The organism is Paenarthrobacter sp. OM7 (assembly GCF_029873575.1).
In the GTDB taxonomy this organism is placed as follows: Bacteria; Actinomycetota; Actinomycetes; order Actinomycetales; family Micrococcaceae; genus Arthrobacter.
Genome location: NZ_CP123579.1, coordinates 1,895,147 through 1,911,946 on the forward strand (window position 1 = coordinate 1,895,147; position 16,800 = coordinate 1,911,946).

Sequence of the window (16,800 nt, forward strand, 5' to 3'; positions counted from 1 at the left end):
ATGTCGGCATTCGGTACGCACGGCCGGGGCCATCTCGATGGCCCGGTCGTCGTTCTCGGTACAGGCTTGCTGGGGGCCAGCATTGGCCTCGGCCTGCGCGGACGCGGAGTTCCGGTCTTCCTTTCCGATCCTTCGCCCACCAATCAGGCGGTCGCGGTGGATATTGGAGCGGGACGGCCGTTGGGCGAGTTGGGTGAAGAACCCCAGCTGGTGGTTGTCGCGGCTCCGCCGGACGTTACCGCCGACGTCGTGCAGAAGGCCTTGGCGGACTACCCGTCCGCCGTCGTGGTTGACATCGCGAGCGTGAAAGCGACCATTCAGGCGCAGCTGCGTGAGCGTGGCGTGGACCTGTCCCGCTATGTGGGGACGCATCCTATGGCCGGGCGTGAGAAGTCAGGCCCGGTGGCTGCCCGGGGAGAGCTTTTCACCTCCATGCCGTGGGTTGTTTGCCCGTCAGAGGAAACCTCGGATGCGGCGCTTCAGGCTGCCCGGTCGTTGGCCGGGGATCTTGGGGGAATCGTCTCCCAATTCACGGCAGACGAACACGATGAAGCTGTGGCACTGGTATCGCATTTGCCCCAGATTATGTCTTCCCTGTTGGCCAGCCGGCTGCAAGGTACGCCCCTGCATGCCCTTTCCTTGGCTGGCAACGGGCTTCGGGACACCACCCGCATCGCCGCCAGCGATCCCACCCTTTGGGTGCAGATCCTGGGAGGCAACGCGGAAAAGGTGGTTTCCATCCTGCACGGTGTCCGCGAGGACCTGAACCGCTTGATCGGAACGCTTGAAGAGCCGTTGGCGCCCGGCGCTCGGCTGGACCTTGCGCAACTGATCAGTGAGGGCAATGCAGGGCAGGCGAGGATTCCCGGTAAACACGGCGGACCTCCGCAGGCCTACTCGTGGCTCACCATCCTGGTGGACGACAAACCGGGCCAGATTGCCCACCTTCTCACGGAGATCGGCGAGATTGGCGTGAACCTCGAGGACCTCCGGCTCGACCATTCGTCGGGACAAAACGTGGGCATGGTGGAGCTTTCCGTGCTTCCCAGCAAGCATGACCTCCTTGTTGAAGCTTTGACTGACCGTGGATGGCGGGTACTCCAGTAATGACGCGTGAATTTTTTGGACCGGAAACGGTAGCCCGTCCGGGCAAGCCGTTGGTCATTGCCATCGACGGTCCTTCCGGATCGGGCAAATCCAGCGTCAGCAAGGAAGTTGCCCGGCGCTTGAAACTGGCTTACCTGGATACGGGCGCGATGTACCGGGCCCTCACCTGGTACTGCCTCAAGACAGGCGTTGACCTCCAGGACGGCGCAGCAGTGGAGCAGGCTTCCAAAGCCATGCCGTTGGAGATCAGCACATCCACTGCTGCGGAGTACGTGGCAGTGGATGGCACAGACGTCACGGACGAAATCCGGGATCCCTTGATCTCCTCGTCCGTCAGCGCTGTGGCCACTACGCTCGGTGCCCGCACGGAGCTCATCCGCCGCCAGCGTGAGCTGATCGACCAGCACCACCACCGCATGGTGGTGGAGGGACGCGACATCACCACCGTCGTCGTCCCCAATGCCGAGGTCCGCATGCTCCTGACCGCCAGCGAGGAAGCACGGCTCCGGCGCCGGGGCATCCAGTTGGGTGGCACCCAGAGCAAAGAGCAGCTGGCAGCCCAAGTCATCCAGCGTGACGCCAAGGACTCCACGGTGGTGAACTTCACCCAGGCAGCTGATGGCGTGGTGACGCTGGATTCCTCGGATCTGGACTTCGAGGAAACAGTGGAGACCGCCCTGGCGATCGTCAGCAAGGTGATCTATGGCGACTAAGGAACAAGGACACGGGCTTCCCGCTCCGTGGACCAAAGTGTGGAGCCGCCCCGTCGGGTGGTTCCTTGACCACGTCATGTACCGGACCGTCGTGGCGGGTAAAAGCAACGTTCCCGCCGGCGGACCGGTGATTTTCGCCGCGAACCACATCAGCTTCCTCGATGGGCCTGTGATGTTCGGCGCCTCTCCGCGGCCTATGCACATCCTCGTCAAGAAAGAGATGTTCAGGGGCTTCCTTGGTTCAGTCCTGCGGGGCTCCGGACAGATTCCGGTGGACCGTTCCGGGGACCGCGCCGCCCTGCATCTCGGCAAGCAACTGCTCGACGACGGCCGCTGCGTCGGGATTCTTCCGGAAGGCACGCGGGGGAGCGGTGCAGCCGAAAGCATCAGCAACGGGGTTGCCTGGCTTGCCATTAACTCCGGAGCAACAGTAATACCGGTGGCCATCCTCGGAACCCGCCAGGGCGACGAGCACCGCGACCATATCCCCAAACCGCGCCGCAAGCTCCACGTGAGCTTCGGTGAACCTCTTACGGTGAAGCGCCGGAAGGGTGAACCGGGCCGTGTTTCAATGGACAGGGCGGCTGCGGAAATCCGCGCAGCCCTGGCCGATCACGTCCAGGATGCCATCCGTGCCACAGGACAGGGCCTTCCCCGGGATCCTGCGCCCGGAGAATCCACTCCGCAGCACCGCCATACAGCAGTAGCCGGGACGCCGGCAGACCACCCCTAAGGAAAGTGCAATGAGCGATACGACTCAAAAATCCGGCCTCCACGGAGCCGGCGACGACGAATACACGCCCACCGGCACCGACCAGGTGGCTGAAAACCTGGCTGCCCTGGACGATGACGAGGCCGAGCTCCGCGCGGCCACCCTGCGTGCCGGCCTGGACGACTACGAGCTCGATGACGAAGATGCCGCACTTCTCAGCGGCGAATACGGCGACGAAGGCGACGAAGGTCCCCTCAAGCTGGACCCCGTCTTGGCCATCATCGGCCGCCCGAACGTGGGCAAATCCACATTGGTCAACCGCATCCTGGGCCGCCGCGAAGCCGTGGTTGAGGACACCCCGGGCGTTACCCGCGACCGCGTCATGTACTCGGCGCGCTGGAATGGCCGCAACTTCACCTTGGTTGATACCGGTGGATGGGAGCACGATGCCAAGGGCATCCACGCCCGCGTAGCCGAGCAGGCCGAGATGGCCGTTGAGCTTGCAGACGCCGTCCTCTTTGTGGTGGATTCCGCCGTTGGTGCCACGGCCACGGACGAGGGTGTCATGAAGATGCTCCGCAAGAGCAAGAAGCCGGTCATCATGGTGGCCAACAAAGTGGACGACTTCGCACAGGAAGCTGACTCGGCAACGCTGTGGGGCTTGGGCTTCGGCGAACCGTACCCGGTATCGGCACTGCACGGACGTGGCGTTGCCGACCTCCTGGACCACGTCATGGATACCCTTCCCGAGTTCTCCCAGGTGGAAGGCGTTGAGCGCTCCGGCGGTCCGCGCCGTATCGCCTTGATCGGACGCCCGAATGTTGGCAAGTCCTCGCTGCTGAACAAGCTTGCAGGCTCTGAGCGCGTCGTGGTTGATCCGCTGGCCGGGACCACACGTGACCCTGTCGACGAATTCATCGAACTTGGCGACCGTACCTGGCGTTTCGTGGACACCGCAGGTATCCGCCGCCGCCAGCACATGGCCCAGGGCGCCGATTTCTACGCTTCCCTGCGGACGCAGGCCGCGCTCGAAAAGGCGGAGGTCGCCGTCGTGCTTCTTGCCGTCGATGAAGTCCTCAGTGAGCAGGACGTGCGTATCCTCCAGCTGGCCATTGAATCCGGCCGTGCACTGGTCCTCGCCTTCAACAAGTGGGACCTGCTGGACGACGAACGCCGCCGCTACCTGGAACGCGAAATCGAGCAGGACCTGGCGCACGTTGAGTGGGCGCCCCGCGTCAACATCTCAGCCAAGACCGGCTGGCACAAGGACCGTTTGGTTCCTGCCCTGGATATCGCACTGGAGAGCTGGGACCGCCGCATTCCCACGGGACGCCTGAACGCGTTCCTGGGCGAGCTCGTCGCTGCGCACCCGCACCCGGTCCGTGGTGGAAAGCAGCCCCGCATCCTCTTCGGCACCCAGGCTTCCAGCCGCCCGCCGAAGTTTGTGCTCTTCACCACCGGGTTCCTGGATCCCGGATACCGTCGCTTCATCACGCGTCGCCTCCGCGAAACGTTCGGCTTCGAGGGTACGCCCATCGAGGTCAACATGCGCGTCCGCGAGAAGCGTGGCAAGAAGCGCTAAGTGAGACGGGCATCACAGCCGAGTTTGGCTGTGATGGCGTCTCCGACCTCCAACTTCGTGTAAGCTTTTGGAGGTGGTTCGGCCGGACTGCTTAGGTGGGACTCTTCGGAGGATAACCTAGGCGGAGAACGGTGGAACCAGCGGGCTGTAGCGCAGCTTGGTAGCGCACTTGACTGGGGGTCAAGGGGTCGCAGGTTCAAATCCTGTCAGCCCGACAATGAAGGACCGGAATCACGCGGAAACGCGGGATTCCGGTCCTTTCTTGTTTCCGGCCCTTCGCTTCACCTTGCGTCAGCGTCGGGTTGCGTCGGGTGAAGCAAAGGATGACGGGGGTAGGGCTAAACCCTCTGCAGCGCGCCGAGTGCCCGCACCAACGGTTCAAGCTCCGGCACGGAGGCGGCGGCCTCAAGGGCGGAGGCCAGCGTCTCGTCGTGGACCGGCTTGGCCGACTCCAAGAGTTCTTGTCCGCTGATGGTGAGCTCGGTGTAGATGCCGCGACGGTCGTCGGCGCACAGGATGCGCGTGAGCAGGCCGCGGTCCTCCAAGCGGTTGACCAGGCGGGTGGTAGCGCTGCTGGACAGGGCCGTGGCGCGGGCCAGTTGCTGCATCCGCATATGCCAGCCGTCCTGGCGGCTCAGGGCATCCAGCACCGTGTACTCCACTACCGACAGGTCACTTGAGGCCTGGAGCGCCTTCTCCAGTTCCCCTTCGATGCTTCCGTGCAGGGCGGCAAGGGTCCGCCAACCCTGCGCCCGAACTTCTACGGCGTCATCCTTGATGCCCATGTTTGCTGTGCTCCTGACTTGATGTCGTGTAGATCGGGACGCCGGAAACTAGTTGCTTGCGCAAGTACCTAGCGTGTGCAACTATATATAAAGCGTCTGCAACTATTATTCTACGGTTCCCGGAGGCGCAGTTCCACTTTCCCTGGGAGCCACCACATAAGGAGCTTCACATGCCCGCAGGGTTAATTGCCCTTGCCCTCGGCGGATTCGGCATCGGACTGACAGAATTCGTGATCATGGGTCTCTTGCCCGAGGTTGCCGCCGACTTCCAGGTCAGCGAGGCTGCAGCCGGCTGGTTCATCTCCGGCTATGCCCTGAGCGTTACGGTTGGCGCACTGCTGGTCACGGCGGCCGTGACCCGGCTTCCGCGGAAGCCTGTTCTGGTGGGCTTGCTCGTCCTGTTCATTGCGGGCAACTTCCTGTCCGCCATCGCGGACAGCTACACGGCAATGCTCGTAGGCCGCATTGTCGCCGCACTGTGCCACGGTGCTTTCTTCGGCATCGGCTCGGTAGTGGCGGCCAGCCTGGTTCCGGCGCACAAGAAGGCCGGTGCCATTGCCATCATGTTCACGGGCCTCACCGCCGCGAACGTCCTGGGCGTGCCTTTCGGAACCCTGCTGGGCCAGAACTTCGGCTGGCGCTCCACGTTCTGGGCGATCACCATCATTGGCGTGATCGCCTTGGTGGGCATCGCGCTCATGGTCCCCAAGGCCGGCACCGAACCGACCAAGGGCCTGCGCAGTGAGCTTGGAGCCTTCCGGTCCGGCCAGGTCTGGCTTTCCATCATTGTGACCATCCTCGGCTTCGGCGGGATGTTTGGCGCCTTTACCTACATCGCCTTCACGCTGACGGAGGTCTCCGGGTTTGAGTCCAGCGCCGTGCCGTGGCTCCTGGTGCTCTTCGGTGGTGGCCTCTTCGTTGGAAACTTCCTCGGTGGCAAGGCTGCCGACAGAGCATTGGACAAATCCCTCGTCGTCATCCTCGCCGGGCTCGTCGCAGTGTTGGTCTTCTTCGCCCTCACCGCGTCCAGCAGCATCGCAACGCTGGTTTCGCTGGCGCTCATGGGTGGTTTCGGCTTCGCGACGGTCCCCGGCCTCCAGATGCGCGTGATGCACTTTGCCTCCACGGCCCCAACGCTGGCGTCCGGCGCAAACATCGGTGCCTTCAACCTGGGTAACGCTCTCGGAGCCTGGCTGGGCGGCGTGACCATCACCGCTGGCCTCGGCTACACCTCGCCCATTTGGGCCGGTGCCGGCATTACCGTCGCTGCGCTGCTGGTCATGGTCTTTGCTGCCGCTGCCGCAAAGCGCGGGGGAGTCGCAACAATTGCTGCCACGCCCGACGGCGAACGCGAGCCACGCGGGGCTACCGTCGCCTGAGGTGTCCCATCGGCAAAAGAAGCCCGCCACGGATTGTTCCGTGGCGGGCTTCGTGTTCTGTGGGGTGGCCTAGGCGCTTGGCGTGGGTCCCTGCGTCTCCGCTGCTGCGCTTTTCGCCGCCTTGACGCGCTGGTTTTCCGCCTGCTTCAGCGCTTTCATTTGTTTGCCCCGCCGGCGCCAAAGAGCCCACAGGACTGTAACGGCGATGAAGACCACGACTGCCGCGATGGCAGACACGGCCGTCCAGGTTGTAAAGAAGCCGGCGTCCACGCTCAGCGTCCGCTGGCCTGCGTGGGCTGATTCCGAGGTTCCAAAGGCAATGCCGGCCGTCAGGAGGTTCGGGGTGGCGATGGCAACTGCCGCCAGGAGAATGACGATCTTCCACGGCCAGGCGACTGCCTTGCGGGTGGCTTGCCAGGCCACAAGGAGGGGAACGAAGGTGAAGACGAAACCGTAGAACATGCCCACCAGGACACTGGCTCCGAGATCCCGCTTGATCTGGCCGGCAATGACATCGGACCACCAGCGGGGGAGAATGGCCCCCAGAATAAAGTAGGCGGCCACAGCGACAAGCAATGCCACCAGTATCAGGATTATTTTGACGCCCCAATTGCGCTTTTTCCGAGCTGGTACTTGTGCTTGTTCAGTCATGGGTCAATCATGGCAGAGACCCCCTTGGGCGCAGGGAAATGTGCCTATACTTTCAGCGGTGGCCACCAGCACAGGCCGCCGTCGAGGTTCGTCATTGTCCCGATGAAAGGCCACCCGTGAGCAATATTCCAGAAGATCTTTCCTATACCGCGGAGCACGAATGGGTTACCGCTCCCGATGCCGAAGGCGTTGTGCGGATTGGTATTACCGACTTTGCGCAGGATGCCCTGGGCGACGTCGTTTACGCCCAGATGCCTGAGCCCGGGACAAAAGTCACCGGCAATGAGGTGGTGGGGGAAGTTGAGTCCACCAAGAGCGTCAGCGACATCTATGCTCCCGTGAGCGGCGAGGTCATTAATCGCAATGACGCGTTGGACACCGATCCTGCGCTGATTAACTCGGATCCTTACGGTGAAGGGTGGCTCATTGAGGTCAAGCTCGCAGAAGCAGATGCAGTGGATTCCCTGCTCAGTGCATCAGAGTACGAACAACAGGTAGGCTAAAGTTATCTGGCCCGCCAGGCTGAATTTCCTTAGCGGGAAAAGCGCGACGGCGGGCCAGCAACCGATTTGCCCGGCGGTACCGGGATGCGGAAGTGGCTGGCAGGTTTTTGAACTGCCGGCAGATGAGGAGGAAATTCCATGGTTGGCGGCGAACAGAATCAAGCCAATGTCGGGAACGGCGCGGAGGAACAGCCTACGTCGGAGACCACCTCCATCAGCATCACGCCAACGTGGGACGAGCCAAGCATCGCCCCCAAGCTGGCCCCTGAAGAGCGCGCATCCGTGGAAGCACTACCGCCCAACTCGGCCTTGCTTATTGCCCACAGCGGGCCCAACGCCGGAGCGCGGTTCCTTTTGGATGCGGACACCACCACTGCGGGCCGGCACCCGGACGCAGACATCTTCCTGGATGACGTCACGGTGTCCCGCAAGCACGTCCAGTTCCTTCGCACGGCATCGGGCTTCGAACTGGTGGACATGGGCAGCCTCAACGGAACATATGTCAACCACGACCGCGTTGACCGTGTGCACCTGAAGAGCGGCAACGAGGTGCAGATCGGCAAGTTCCGGTTGACCTACTACCTGAGCCCTGTCCGCGCAGCAGGCCAAGTCTGACGGGGTACCTGCCTGTGGCTATCGCCCAGCCGGACCGCCGAGGACCGCAGGTCCTGAACATTGGAGAAGTCCTCGCCCAGCTGAGTGACGACTTCCCTGGCATGACTGCGTCCAAAATCCGGTTCCTGGAGGAAAAGGGGCTCATCAACCCCAAGCGGACCGCTGCAGGCTACAGGCAGTATGCGGACGGTGACGTCGAGCGCCTCCGTTTCGTCCTCGCGCTGCAGCGCGATCAGTACCTTCCGCTGAAAGTCATTAAGGACTACCTGGACGCCATTGATCGCGGTGAGCGCCCGGAAAATCTGCCACCCGGCGTGACAGTGGCGCCCCAAGCTGTTTCGGCCGGAATGGCTGCCGAGAGGCAAGGACGGGCGAGGGCACTGACCGAGGAGCAGTTGCGCTCTGAGTCGGGAGCGAGCGTGCCGTTGCTTGAATCACTGCTGAGCTTCGGGCTTATCAGCCACGTCGGCGGGCGGTTCGACGAGCACGCCCTTCAAGTGGCGCGGGCCTGCGTGCAGTTGGAAGGGCACGGCCTCGAACCGAGGCACCTTCGTCCATTCCAGGCCGCGGCAGACCGTGAGTTCGGTTTGGTGGAACGGGCCGTAGCGCCTCTGACGTCCCGCCGCGACGCCGCGTCCCAAGCCCGCGCAGCAGAAGCTGCCCGCGAGATCAGTGAGCTCTGCCTCACCCTTCACAGGGCGCTCGTCCATGATCGCATCTCCCGGATGGACAGCTGATGATCGAAGTCGAAATCGTAGGCGTGCGCATAGAGTTGCCGTCCAACCAGCCCTTGGTGCTTCTTCGCGAACTCAATGGCGAACGGCATGTACCTATCTGGATCGGCACCCCGGAGGCCAGCGCCATTGCTTTGGCCCAGCAGGGAGTGGTTCCGCCCCGGCCCATGACGCACGACCTCTTGGTGGACGTTGTTGAATCGCTGGGGCACTCCATCATCAGCGTCAACATCGTTGCTGTTGAGGACAACATCTTTTACGGGCAACTGCAGTTCGACGACGGCACCGTGGTCAGTTCCCGGGCTTCGGACGCGCTGGCGCTGGCGCTCCGGGCCAAGTGCCGCATTTGGTGCGCTGATGCCGTGATGGAAGAAGCCGGTGTCCGGATCACGGAACACGACGAAGGTGAAGACTCCGAGCCGGATCCCAGCGTGGACGAAGAGCGCGAAATGCGCCGCTTCCGGGAGTTTCTGGACGACGTGGAACCCGAAGACTTCGAGGGCTGAGGGACCTTAAGCCTAAAGTTGAGGGTGAAAGTTTCGACACGACCGGAAATTGGGGCCAAGGTCTTTGACCTCGGCCCCCGACGGGCCTAACGTCGAAGATATCAAGTTCCCGTTGCATACACTGCCTGCGCAAGTCACACTGGAAGGTGCGGACTTGTGGGAATTACACTGCTGCATTTCAGTGTTGTGCCAGGGTATGCACCGTCCCCAAGGGAACTGAGAACAAGGAGGTCACGTGAGTCCGAAAGGCGAAGCAGGCGAGCTGAAGCAGGCCTCGACCGGCATTGCTGCGCCCGCATCCGGCGCCCAAGGTTTACTCTTCACAGAGGACCTTCCTGTGCTGGACGAGGACGCGGGCTACCGCGGTCCCACTGCATGCAAAGCCGCAGGCATCACGTACCGCCAACTCGATTACTGGGCCCGTACGGGCCTGGTGGAGCCGGCCGTACGCGGCGCGGCAGGATCCGGGTCCCAGCGGCTTTATGGATTCCGCGACATCCTGGTTCTCAAAGTGGTCAAGCGGCTCCTTGATACAGGTGTGTCCCTGCAGCAGATCCGAACCGCTGTGGAGCACCTCCGCGAGAGGGGTGTTGAGGACCTTGCGCAAATTACCCTGATGAGCGACGGCGCGAGCGTTTATGAATGTACCTCTGCGGACGAAGTCATTGACCTCGTCCAAGGCGGACAGGGCGTCTTCGGCATAGCCGTTGGACGCGTATGGCGGGAAGTAGAGGGAAGCCTGGCCGCTCTTCCGAGTGAACACGCCGTGGAGCAGTCCTTTCCCGACGACGAATTGAGCAAGCGGCGAGTGGCCCGCCGCATCGGCTGAACCCTGCCGCATCGACTGGACCGCACGACCCGGTCTTAAACCACAGAAAGCCTCTTCCCCTTGGGGAGGAGGCTTTCCTTGTCGATACCAGGTTTGCTGTGGTTCCCGCTCTGCTGTTTGCTCCAGCCCCTGTGCGAGGCTGCATCACCTAGCGCTGGCGGCGGTCCCGCAGGGATGGTTGTCCCGCCAGGAGGCTCTCTAGGAGCGCATCGAACAGCTTGGCGGAGTTCTTGGCCGAATCCCCGGGCCAGTGGTGCACAGAGTGGGCTGCACCCTGGATCTGCTGCCAATTTGCTTGTTCCGGAATGTGGGGAGTCAGCAGCAAGTCACCGAACATTGACTCCATTTCAGCCAGGCGGAAGGTGTGTTCTGCGGAGCCTGTACGAACCCGGTTGGCAACGATGCCGGCCGGAGCCAGGTTGGGAGCGAACTCCTGCCGGAAGAGTTGAATGGCCCTCATGGTGCGTTCAGTGCCGGCTACGGAGAACAGCCCGGGCTCAGCCACAAGGACCACCCGGTCACTGGCGCTCCACGCCATGCGCGTCAACCCGTTGAGGGACGGTGGGCAGTCCACCAGCACGAGTTCATAAGCTGTGGTGCCGGCCAGTACTGCTGACAGCCTTCGGAGGTCGCGCCGTCCCAGGTCCGGGCGATCGTAGATTCCAGTGAACGCCGAACCTACTGCGACATCCAGGGTGCCGTCGCTTGATCCGTTGGAGACCCAGCTGCTGCCCGCCACGTTTTCCTGGAGCCGGGCCTTCCGGGGGCTTTTCAGCATCCGGCCGATGTCCAGTTGCCCGCCCGGCTGGACACCCAGTGCCGTGGTGGCGTCGGCGTGGGGATCGAGATCGACCACCAGGGTAGGAATGCCGGCGGCGAGGGCCGCGGACGCCAGACCAGTGGTCACGGACGTCTTTCCCACTCCACCTTTGAGGCTGCTGATGCTGACTACTTGCACTTGAAAACCCAAAACCTAACGCCGGTTGCCGTATCGCGCTGATTCGGCTCCGGAAGCGCCGGAGCCGGGGCTTGCCGAAGCCCCCTCAACATCATATGGTGCATCGCGGCTGAATCCCGCTTTCTACGCGCCCGGCCGCGGGAGACGAAGCAGGCAATAGCATGCCGTCGGATCGCGCGCACGCATATACAGCCCAGATGACGATTCCATTGTGATGGTTGCCACAAAGATTTGTGTTTGATGCTGGCGGCACTACACACTGTGACCACCGACCGATCCACCCGCAATGATGCAGGAGAAGTATGTTTTCGAAAATTCTGGTGGCCAATCGCGGCGAAATCGCGATCAGGGCGTTTCGCGCTGGTTATGAACTGGGCGCCAAGACCGTAGCCGTCTTTCCGCACGAGGACCGTAACTCGATCCACCGGCAGAAGGCCGACGAAGCTTACCTGATCGGCGAGGTGGGCCATCCCGTCCGCGCCTACCTTGACGTGGAGGAGGTTGTCCGCGTCGCCAAGGAAGCCGGCGCAGACGCCATCTACCCCGGCTATGGCTTCCTCTCGGAGAACCCGGACCTCGCCCGTGCTGCCAAGGCAGCCGGAATCACCTTTGTGGGTCCGCCCGCGGAGGTGCTGGAACTCGCCGGCAACAAGGTTGCGGCACTGGAAGCAGCCCGCAAGGCCGGCGTGCCTGTTTTGAAGTCGAGCAAGCCGTCCAAGGATCTTGACGAGCTCATTGCGGCAGCGGACGAGATTGGGTTCCCCATCTTCGCAAAGGCTGTCGCCGGTGGCGGTGGCCGCGGTATGCGCCGTGTGGAGACGCGCGAAGCCCTCCCCGAGGCCTTGCAGTCCGCCATGCGTGAGGCTGACGCCGCCTTCGGCGATCCCACCATGTTCCTTGAGCAGGCTGTGTTGCGTCCCCGCCACATCGAAGTGCAGATCCTGGCTGACGCCGAGGGCAATGTCATGCACCTCTTCGAACGTGACTGTTCACTGCAGCGGCGCCACCAGAAGGTGGTGGAGATCGCTCCTGCGCCGAACCTGGATGAGAACATCCGCCAGGCGCTCTACCGCGATGCCGTCGCTTTCGCGAAGGCCCTCAACTATGTCAATGCGGGAACCGTGGAATTCCTGGTGGACACCGAGGGTGAGCGCGCCGGGCAGCATGTGTTCATCGAAATGAACCCCCGTATCCAGGTGGAGCACACCGTCACCGAGGAAATCACGGATGTGGACCTCGTACAGGCGCAGATGCGCATCGCGTCGGGTGAGACCCTGGCGGACCTTGGCCTGAGCCAGGAGACCGTTTCCATCAAGGGTGCCGCGCTGCAGTGCCGCATCACCACGGAAGACCCCGCCAACGGGTTCCGTCCGGACGTCGGGAAGATCACGGGCTACCGCTCTGCCGGCGGTGCCGGTGTCAGGCTCGACGGCGGTACCGTTTACTCGGGTGCCGAGATCAGCCCGCACTTTGACTCCATGCTGGTCAAGCTGACCTGCCGTGGCCGGGACTACCCGGCAGCAGTGGCCCGTGCCCGCCGTGGCCTCGCAGAGTTCCGTATTCGCGGCGTGTCCACCAACATCCCTTTCCTGCAGGCTGTCCTTGCGGATCCGGACTTCAACGCCGGCAACGTGGCCACTGACTTCATTGACAAGCGCCCGGAGCTGCTGAAGTCCCACATCTCCGCCGACCGTGGCACCAAGCTGCTCACGTGGTTGGCCGAGGTGACTGTAAACAAGCCGAACGGTGAGCTCACGGTCCACTCAGACCCGGCCAGTAAGCTGCCGGCGATCGAGGGGCCGGTTCCCACCTCAGGTTCGCGCCAGAAGCTGATGGAACTCGGGCCCGAGGGCTTCGCCAAGGCCCTTCGGGAGCAGCAGGCCCTGGCCGTCACGGACACCACATTCCGTGATGCCCACCAGTCGCTCCTGGCCACCCGCGTCCGCACCCGTGACCTCGTCGCGGCCGGTCCGGCGGTGACGGCCCTGATGCCGGAACTCCTTTCCGTGGAAGCCTGGGGCGGTGCGACGTACGACGTCGCCCTGCGTTTCCTCGGTGAGGACCCCTGGGACCGTCTGGCCGCACTGCGTCAGGCACTTCCCAACACCTGCCTCCAGATGCTGCTCCGCGGACGCAACACCGTGGGCTACACGCCCTACCCTGAGGAAGTGACTGAGGCTTTCGTTAACGAAGCAGCAGCCACCGGCATCGATATCTTCCGCATCTTTGATGCCCTCAACGACGTCAACCAGATGGCACCGGCCATCCGGGCCGTCCGGGCCACCGGCACCGCCGTCGCGGAAGTGGCGCTTTGCTACACGGGCAACCTCCTTGACCCCAATGAGGACCTGTACACCCTTGACTACTACCTGGACCTCGCCCAGAAGATCGTCGACGCCGGTGCCCACATCCTCGCCATCAAGGACATGGCAGGCCTGTTGCGTCCGGCTGCGGCCACAAAGCTGGTGACGGCGTTGCGTGAGCGCTTCGACCTGCCGGTGCATCTCCACACGCACGATACCGCCGGCGGGCAGCTGGCAACCCTCCTCGCTGCAGTCGAAGCCGGCGTGGACGCTGTTGACGTCGCTGCTGCCTCCCTTGCCGGGACCACCAGCCAGCCTGCCGCTTCGGCCTTGGTGGCAGCCTTGGCCAACACCCCGCGGGACACCGGCCTCAGCCTGAAAAACGTGGGCGCCATGGAGCCTTACTGGGAAGCTGTCCGCCGCGTCTACGCGCCCTTCGAATCAGGTCTGCCGGGCCCCACAGGCCGTGTCTACCAGCACGAGATCCCGGGCGGCCAGCTGTCCAACCTTCGCCAGCAGGCTATTGCCCTGGGGCTGGGGGAGCAGTTCGAAGCCATCGAGGACATGTACACCGCTGCCGACCGCATCCTGGGCCGGCTGGTCAAGGTGACGCCTTCCTCCAAGGTGGTGGGAGACCTCGCCCTGCACCTGGTTGGCTTGAACGCTGATCCGGCCGACTTCAACGAGAACCCGCAGAACTACGACATCCCTGACTCCGTGATCGGCTTCCTGTCCGGCGAACTCGGAGATCCTCCTGGAGGCTGGCCCGAGCCGTTCCGTACCAAGGCACTGCAGGGCCGCAGCGTCAAGGTCCGCGATGTGGATATCAGCGCCGAAGACAGCGCTGCGCTCAAGGGGGATTCCAAGACGCGCCAGCACACGCTGAACCGTTTGCTGTTCGCCGGTCCCACCAAGGACTACCTGAAGAGTGTGGAGACCTACGGCAACATCTCCGTGCTGGACACCCGTGACTACCTCTACGGTTTCCAGCAAGGCTCAGAGCATGTCATCGAGCTGGAAAAGGGCGTCCGCCTCATTGCCCAGCTTGAGGCTGTGTCCGAAGCCGATGAGAAGGGCATGCGGACTGTGATGTGCACGCTCAACGGCCAGTCCCGCCCGGTGGTTGTCCGTGACCGTTCGGTGGTCAGCAACGTCAAGGCAGCAGAGAAGGCCGATCCTGCCCAGCCCGGCCAGGTTGCAGCTCCGTTCGCCGGTGCCGTGACGGTCACTGTCAAGGCGGGCGACGTCGTCAACGCAGGCGATACCGTGGCCACCATTGAGGCGATGAAGATGGAAGCATCCATCACCACGCCGGTAGCCGGCACGGTCTCACGCCTGGCTATTTCCTCGGTGGAGCAGGTCCAGGGTGGCGACTTGCTGCTGGTGATCAGCTAGCAATCCGCCCATAAAAGTACCCCGTCCGGAAACGTCCGGACGGGGTACTTTTTTGTCGTTCTCTAGGAAGCGCGTGGAGACGAGTACATTTCCTCGATCACGGCGTTGAAGTCCTTCATGACCTGGGCCCGCTTGACCTTGAGGGACGGGGTGAGGTGCCCTGAGGCCTCCGTGAAGTCCGCCGGGACAATCCGGAAAGACTTGATGGCTTCAGCCTGGGACACTGACTGGTTGGCCTTGCTGATGAGTTCCTGCACCGCGGCTTTCACCACCGCATGGTCCGCGGCTTCGCCCAACGACGTGCTGGACGGCAGCCCGTGGCGTTCCAACCATCCTGGGAGGGCTTCCTCATCGAGGGTGACCAGAGCGCCGATGAACGGGCGGTTATCGCCCACTACCAAAACCTGGGAGACCAGCGCATCAGCGCGGATCTGGTCCTCGAGCAACGCGGGAACCACGTTCTTGCCGCCGGCCGTCACGATGATTTCCTTCTTGCGGCCAGTGATCTTGAGGAATCCGTTACTGTCCAACTCGCCAATATCGCCGGTGCGGAACCAGCCGTCGGTGAAGGTCTCTTCCGTGAGGTCTTCGCGCTTGTAGTAACCGCGCATGACGCAGACTCCCTTGGCGAGAATTTCGCCGTCGTCGGCAATCTTGACGGAGTTTCCGGGCAAGGGGGCGCCAACGGTGCCAATCCTGATCATGGAAGGAGTGTTGACGGAGATGGGCGCGGTTGTTTCGGTGAGTCCGTAACCTTCCAGGATCTGCAGGCCGATGCCTTGGAAGAAGTGGCCAAGGCGTTCACCCAGAGGGCCGCCGCCGGACACGGCGTGGGCTACCTGTCCACCCATGGCCGCGCGGAGCTTGCCGTAAACGAGTTTGTCGAACACTGCGTGCTTGATCTTCAGGCCGAGGCCCAGGGAACCTGACTCGCGGGCCTTGGAGTAGGCGATCGCGGTGTCCACGGCGCGGTGGAAGATGGCGCCCTTGCCGCCGTCTTCGGCCTTGGTCAGCGCCGAGTTGTACACCTTCTCGAAGACGCGGGGGACAGCCAGGATGAACGTCGGTTGGAAACTCTGGAGGTCGGCCAGCAGGTTTTTGATGTCCGGGGTATGGGCTACCTGGACGCCGCCGGCCACGGCAAGCACGGAGATGAACCGGGCAAAGACGTGGGCCAGCGGCAGGAACATGATGGTCTTGCCCGACTCATTGATGATTTCGGGAAGGGACGCGCGGGCATTCTCGGAGAGCTCCACGAAGTTGCCGTGGGTCAATTCGCAGCCCTTGGGCCTGCCGGTGGTGCCGGAGGTGTAAATGATGGTGGCGAGATCGGCCAGGCCCGCGGAGGAGCGGCGGGACTCGAGTTCGTCGTCGGGTACGCCTGCACCGGCTGCCCGCAGGGCATCCAGCCCCGCACCCTCAAGCTGCCAGACGTGGGCCACCGAGCTGATGTCCTCGGCTGCCACCGCCTGGCGTATGACGTCCTCGTGGTGTGCGGCTTCGCCGAAGGCTGCCACCGCACCAGAGTCACCCAGGTTCCACGCCACCTGGGAAGGAGATGACGTTTCATAGATCGGGACCGAGACTGCACCGGCGAACCAGATGGCGAAGTCCACCAACGACCATTCGTACCGGGTCCGGGACATAATGCCCACCCGGTCGCCGGTGGCGACGCCGCTGGCAATCAGGCCCTTTGCCAGGGCCCTGACATCAGCGAGGAAGTCCTTGGCCCGGATGTCCTGCCACTGCCCATTGCTGTCCAGCTTGGAGAACAACGCTGGGTTTGACGCCTTTTCGGCTTCCCGGATCACGAAGTCCGTGATGTTGGTTTCCGGGGCGATATTGACGAGGGGAGGAACACTGATTTCACGCACGGTAGCTCCTTTGATATCCACGGGCCACGAGGGGCTGCTTTCACTCTAGTATGCCTGCTCGCGGAGGTGTGTCCTATTTCACCTACTGGCGAGTAACTTTACGGATGAGCCGTCATTTCAAGCAACTCGGGGCCCTCCGACCCGCCGATGCGGG

The 16,800-nt window shown here is 63.1% G+C and carries 15 protein-coding genes and 1 tRNA gene; 12 read left to right on the top strand and 4 right to left on the bottom strand.

Annotated features, from left to right (window positions below):
* The 5 genes from QEH68_RS08720 to QEH68_RS08740 all read left to right on the top strand — a co-directional run bounded on the left by QEH68_RS08720 (window position 1) and on the right by QEH68_RS08740 (window position 4,329).
* A complete protein-coding gene (locus QEH68_RS08720) occupies window positions 1-1,107 on the top strand; it encodes a prephenate dehydrogenase (RefSeq protein ID WP_280627695.1) in 1,107 nt (368 codons plus the stop codon).
* The gene (gene cmk / locus QEH68_RS08725; RefSeq protein WP_280627696.1) at window positions 1,107-1,820 is read left to right on the top strand and encodes a (d)CMP kinase; all 714 of its coding nucleotides are present in this window, start codon (window positions 1,107-1,109) and stop codon (window positions 1,818-1,820) included. The genes QEH68_RS08720 and cmk overlap by 1 nt, the downstream gene beginning before the upstream one ends.
* Entirely contained in the window at window positions 1,810-2,553 is a 744-nt protein-coding gene (locus QEH68_RS08730) for a lysophospholipid acyltransferase family protein (protein ID WP_207597093.1), read from the top strand. The genes cmk and QEH68_RS08730 overlap by 11 nt, the downstream gene beginning before the upstream one ends.
* A 10-nt stretch (window positions 2,554-2,563) precedes the next feature.
* Window positions 2,564-4,114 (top strand): ribosome biogenesis GTPase Der, encoded by a 1,551-nt coding sequence (gene der / locus QEH68_RS08735; protein ID WP_280627697.1) that lies wholly within the window; start codon window positions 2,564-2,566, stop codon window positions 4,112-4,114.
* 141 nt (window positions 4,115-4,255) lie between these two features.
* Window positions 4,256-4,329 (top strand) — tRNA-Pro (locus QEH68_RS08740).
* Between the two features lie 123 nt (window positions 4,330-4,452).
* Here QEH68_RS08740 and QEH68_RS08745 read toward each other — a convergent pair.
* Window positions 4,453-4,899 carry a MarR family transcriptional regulator gene (locus QEH68_RS08745; RefSeq protein ID WP_207597095.1) on the bottom strand — a complete coding sequence of 149 codons (447 nt, stop codon included), beginning with the start codon at window positions 4,897-4,899 and terminating at the stop codon, window positions 4,453-4,455.
* A 170-nt stretch (window positions 4,900-5,069) separates the two neighbouring features.
* On the opposite strand from QEH68_RS08745, the gene QEH68_RS08750 reads away from it, so the two are divergent.
* Complete coding sequence (locus QEH68_RS08750; protein ID WP_280627698.1) at window positions 5,070-6,278, top strand: MFS transporter; 1,209 nt, start codon at window positions 5,070-5,072, stop codon at window positions 6,276-6,278.
* Window positions 6,279-6,347: 69 nt separating this feature from the next.
* Here the strand turns inward: QEH68_RS08750 and QEH68_RS08755 are convergent, their stop codons facing one another.
* The gene (locus QEH68_RS08755) at window positions 6,348-6,929 is read right to left on the bottom strand and encodes a hypothetical protein (protein ID WP_280627699.1); all 582 of its coding nucleotides are present in this window, start codon (window positions 6,927-6,929) and stop codon (window positions 6,348-6,350) included.
* A gap of 116 nt (window positions 6,930-7,045) precedes the next feature.
* On the opposite strand from QEH68_RS08755, the gene gcvH reads away from it, so the two are divergent.
* The 5 genes from gcvH (at window position 7,046) to QEH68_RS08780 (ending at window position 10,116) form a co-directional block, all read left to right on the top strand.
* Complete coding sequence (gene gcvH / locus QEH68_RS08760; RefSeq protein WP_089594478.1) at window positions 7,046-7,432, top strand: glycine cleavage system protein GcvH; 387 nt, start codon at window positions 7,046-7,048, stop codon at window positions 7,430-7,432.
* A 138-nt stretch (window positions 7,433-7,570) separates the two neighbouring features.
* On the top strand, window positions 7,571-8,047 hold the full coding sequence (locus QEH68_RS08765; protein ID WP_089594479.1) for an FHA domain-containing protein: 477 nt from the start codon (window positions 7,571-7,573) through the stop codon (window positions 8,045-8,047).
* A 20-nt stretch (window positions 8,048-8,067) separates the two neighbouring features.
* Window positions 8,068-8,784, top strand: coding sequence for a MerR family transcriptional regulator (locus QEH68_RS08770; RefSeq protein ID WP_207597530.1), 717 nt, complete (start codon window positions 8,068-8,070; stop codon window positions 8,782-8,784).
* Complete coding sequence (locus QEH68_RS08775; RefSeq protein ID WP_026548570.1) at window positions 8,784-9,287, top strand: bifunctional nuclease family protein; 504 nt, start codon at window positions 8,784-8,786, stop codon at window positions 9,285-9,287. The genes QEH68_RS08770 and QEH68_RS08775 overlap by 1 nt, the downstream gene beginning before the upstream one ends.
* A 235-nt stretch (window positions 9,288-9,522) precedes the next feature.
* Window positions 9,523-10,116, top strand: coding sequence for a MerR family transcriptional regulator (locus tag QEH68_RS08780; protein WP_026542483.1), 594 nt, complete (start codon window positions 9,523-9,525; stop codon window positions 10,114-10,116).
* 148 nt (window positions 10,117-10,264) lie between these two features.
* Here the strand turns inward: QEH68_RS08780 and QEH68_RS08785 are convergent, their stop codons facing one another.
* Window positions 10,265-11,074, bottom strand: a complete 810-nt coding sequence (locus QEH68_RS08785) for a ParA family protein (protein ID WP_207597098.1) — start codon at window positions 11,072-11,074, stop codon at window positions 10,265-10,267.
* Between the two features lie 302 nt (window positions 11,075-11,376).
* Here QEH68_RS08785 and QEH68_RS08790 point away from each other — a divergent pair, with 302 nt between their 5' ends.
* Entirely contained in the window at window positions 11,377-14,772 is a 3,396-nt protein-coding gene (locus QEH68_RS08790) for a pyruvate carboxylase (RefSeq protein ID WP_207597099.1), read from the top strand.
* Window positions 14,773-14,834: 62 nt separating this feature from the next.
* Here the strand turns inward: QEH68_RS08790 and QEH68_RS08795 are convergent, their stop codons facing one another.
* Complete coding sequence (locus QEH68_RS08795; RefSeq protein ID WP_280627700.1) at window positions 14,835-16,646, bottom strand: long-chain fatty acid--CoA ligase; 1,812 nt, start codon at window positions 16,644-16,646, stop codon at window positions 14,835-14,837.
* Between the last annotated feature and the right edge of the window lie 154 nt (window positions 16,647-16,800).

Excerpts from the sequence above, each read along its gene's own strand:
- QEH68_RS08790 (WP_207597099.1), top strand. The coding sequence starts at position 11,377 with ATGTTTTCGAAAATTCTGGTGGCCAATCGCGGCGAAATCGCGATCAGG.
- QEH68_RS08755 (WP_280627699.1), bottom strand. The coding sequence starts at position 6,929 with ATGACTGAACAAGCACAAGTACCAGCTCGGAAAAAGCGCAATTGGGGC.
- QEH68_RS08775 (WP_026548570.1), top strand. The coding sequence starts at position 8,784 with ATGATCGAAGTCGAAATCGTAGGCGTGCGCATAGAGTTGCCGTCCAAC.
- QEH68_RS08720 (WP_280627695.1), top strand. The coding sequence starts at position 1 with ATGTCGGCATTCGGTACGCACGGCCGGGGCCATCTCGATGGCCCGGTC.
- QEH68_RS08730 (WP_207597093.1), top strand. The coding sequence starts at position 1,810 with ATGGCGACTAAGGAACAAGGACACGGGCTTCCCGCTCCGTGGACCAAA.
- QEH68_RS08745 (WP_207597095.1), bottom strand. The coding sequence starts at position 4,899 with ATGGGCATCAAGGATGACGCCGTAGAAGTTCGGGCGCAGGGTTGGCGG.
- cmk (WP_280627696.1), top strand. The coding sequence starts at position 1,107 with ATGACGCGTGAATTTTTTGGACCGGAAACGGTAGCCCGTCCGGGCAAG.
- QEH68_RS08765 (WP_089594479.1), top strand. The coding sequence starts at position 7,571 with ATGGTTGGCGGCGAACAGAATCAAGCCAATGTCGGGAACGGCGCGGAG.
- QEH68_RS08750 (WP_280627698.1), top strand. The coding sequence starts at position 5,070 with ATGCCCGCAGGGTTAATTGCCCTTGCCCTCGGCGGATTCGGCATCGGA.
- der (WP_280627697.1), top strand. The coding sequence starts at position 2,564 with ATGAGCGATACGACTCAAAAATCCGGCCTCCACGGAGCCGGCGACGAC.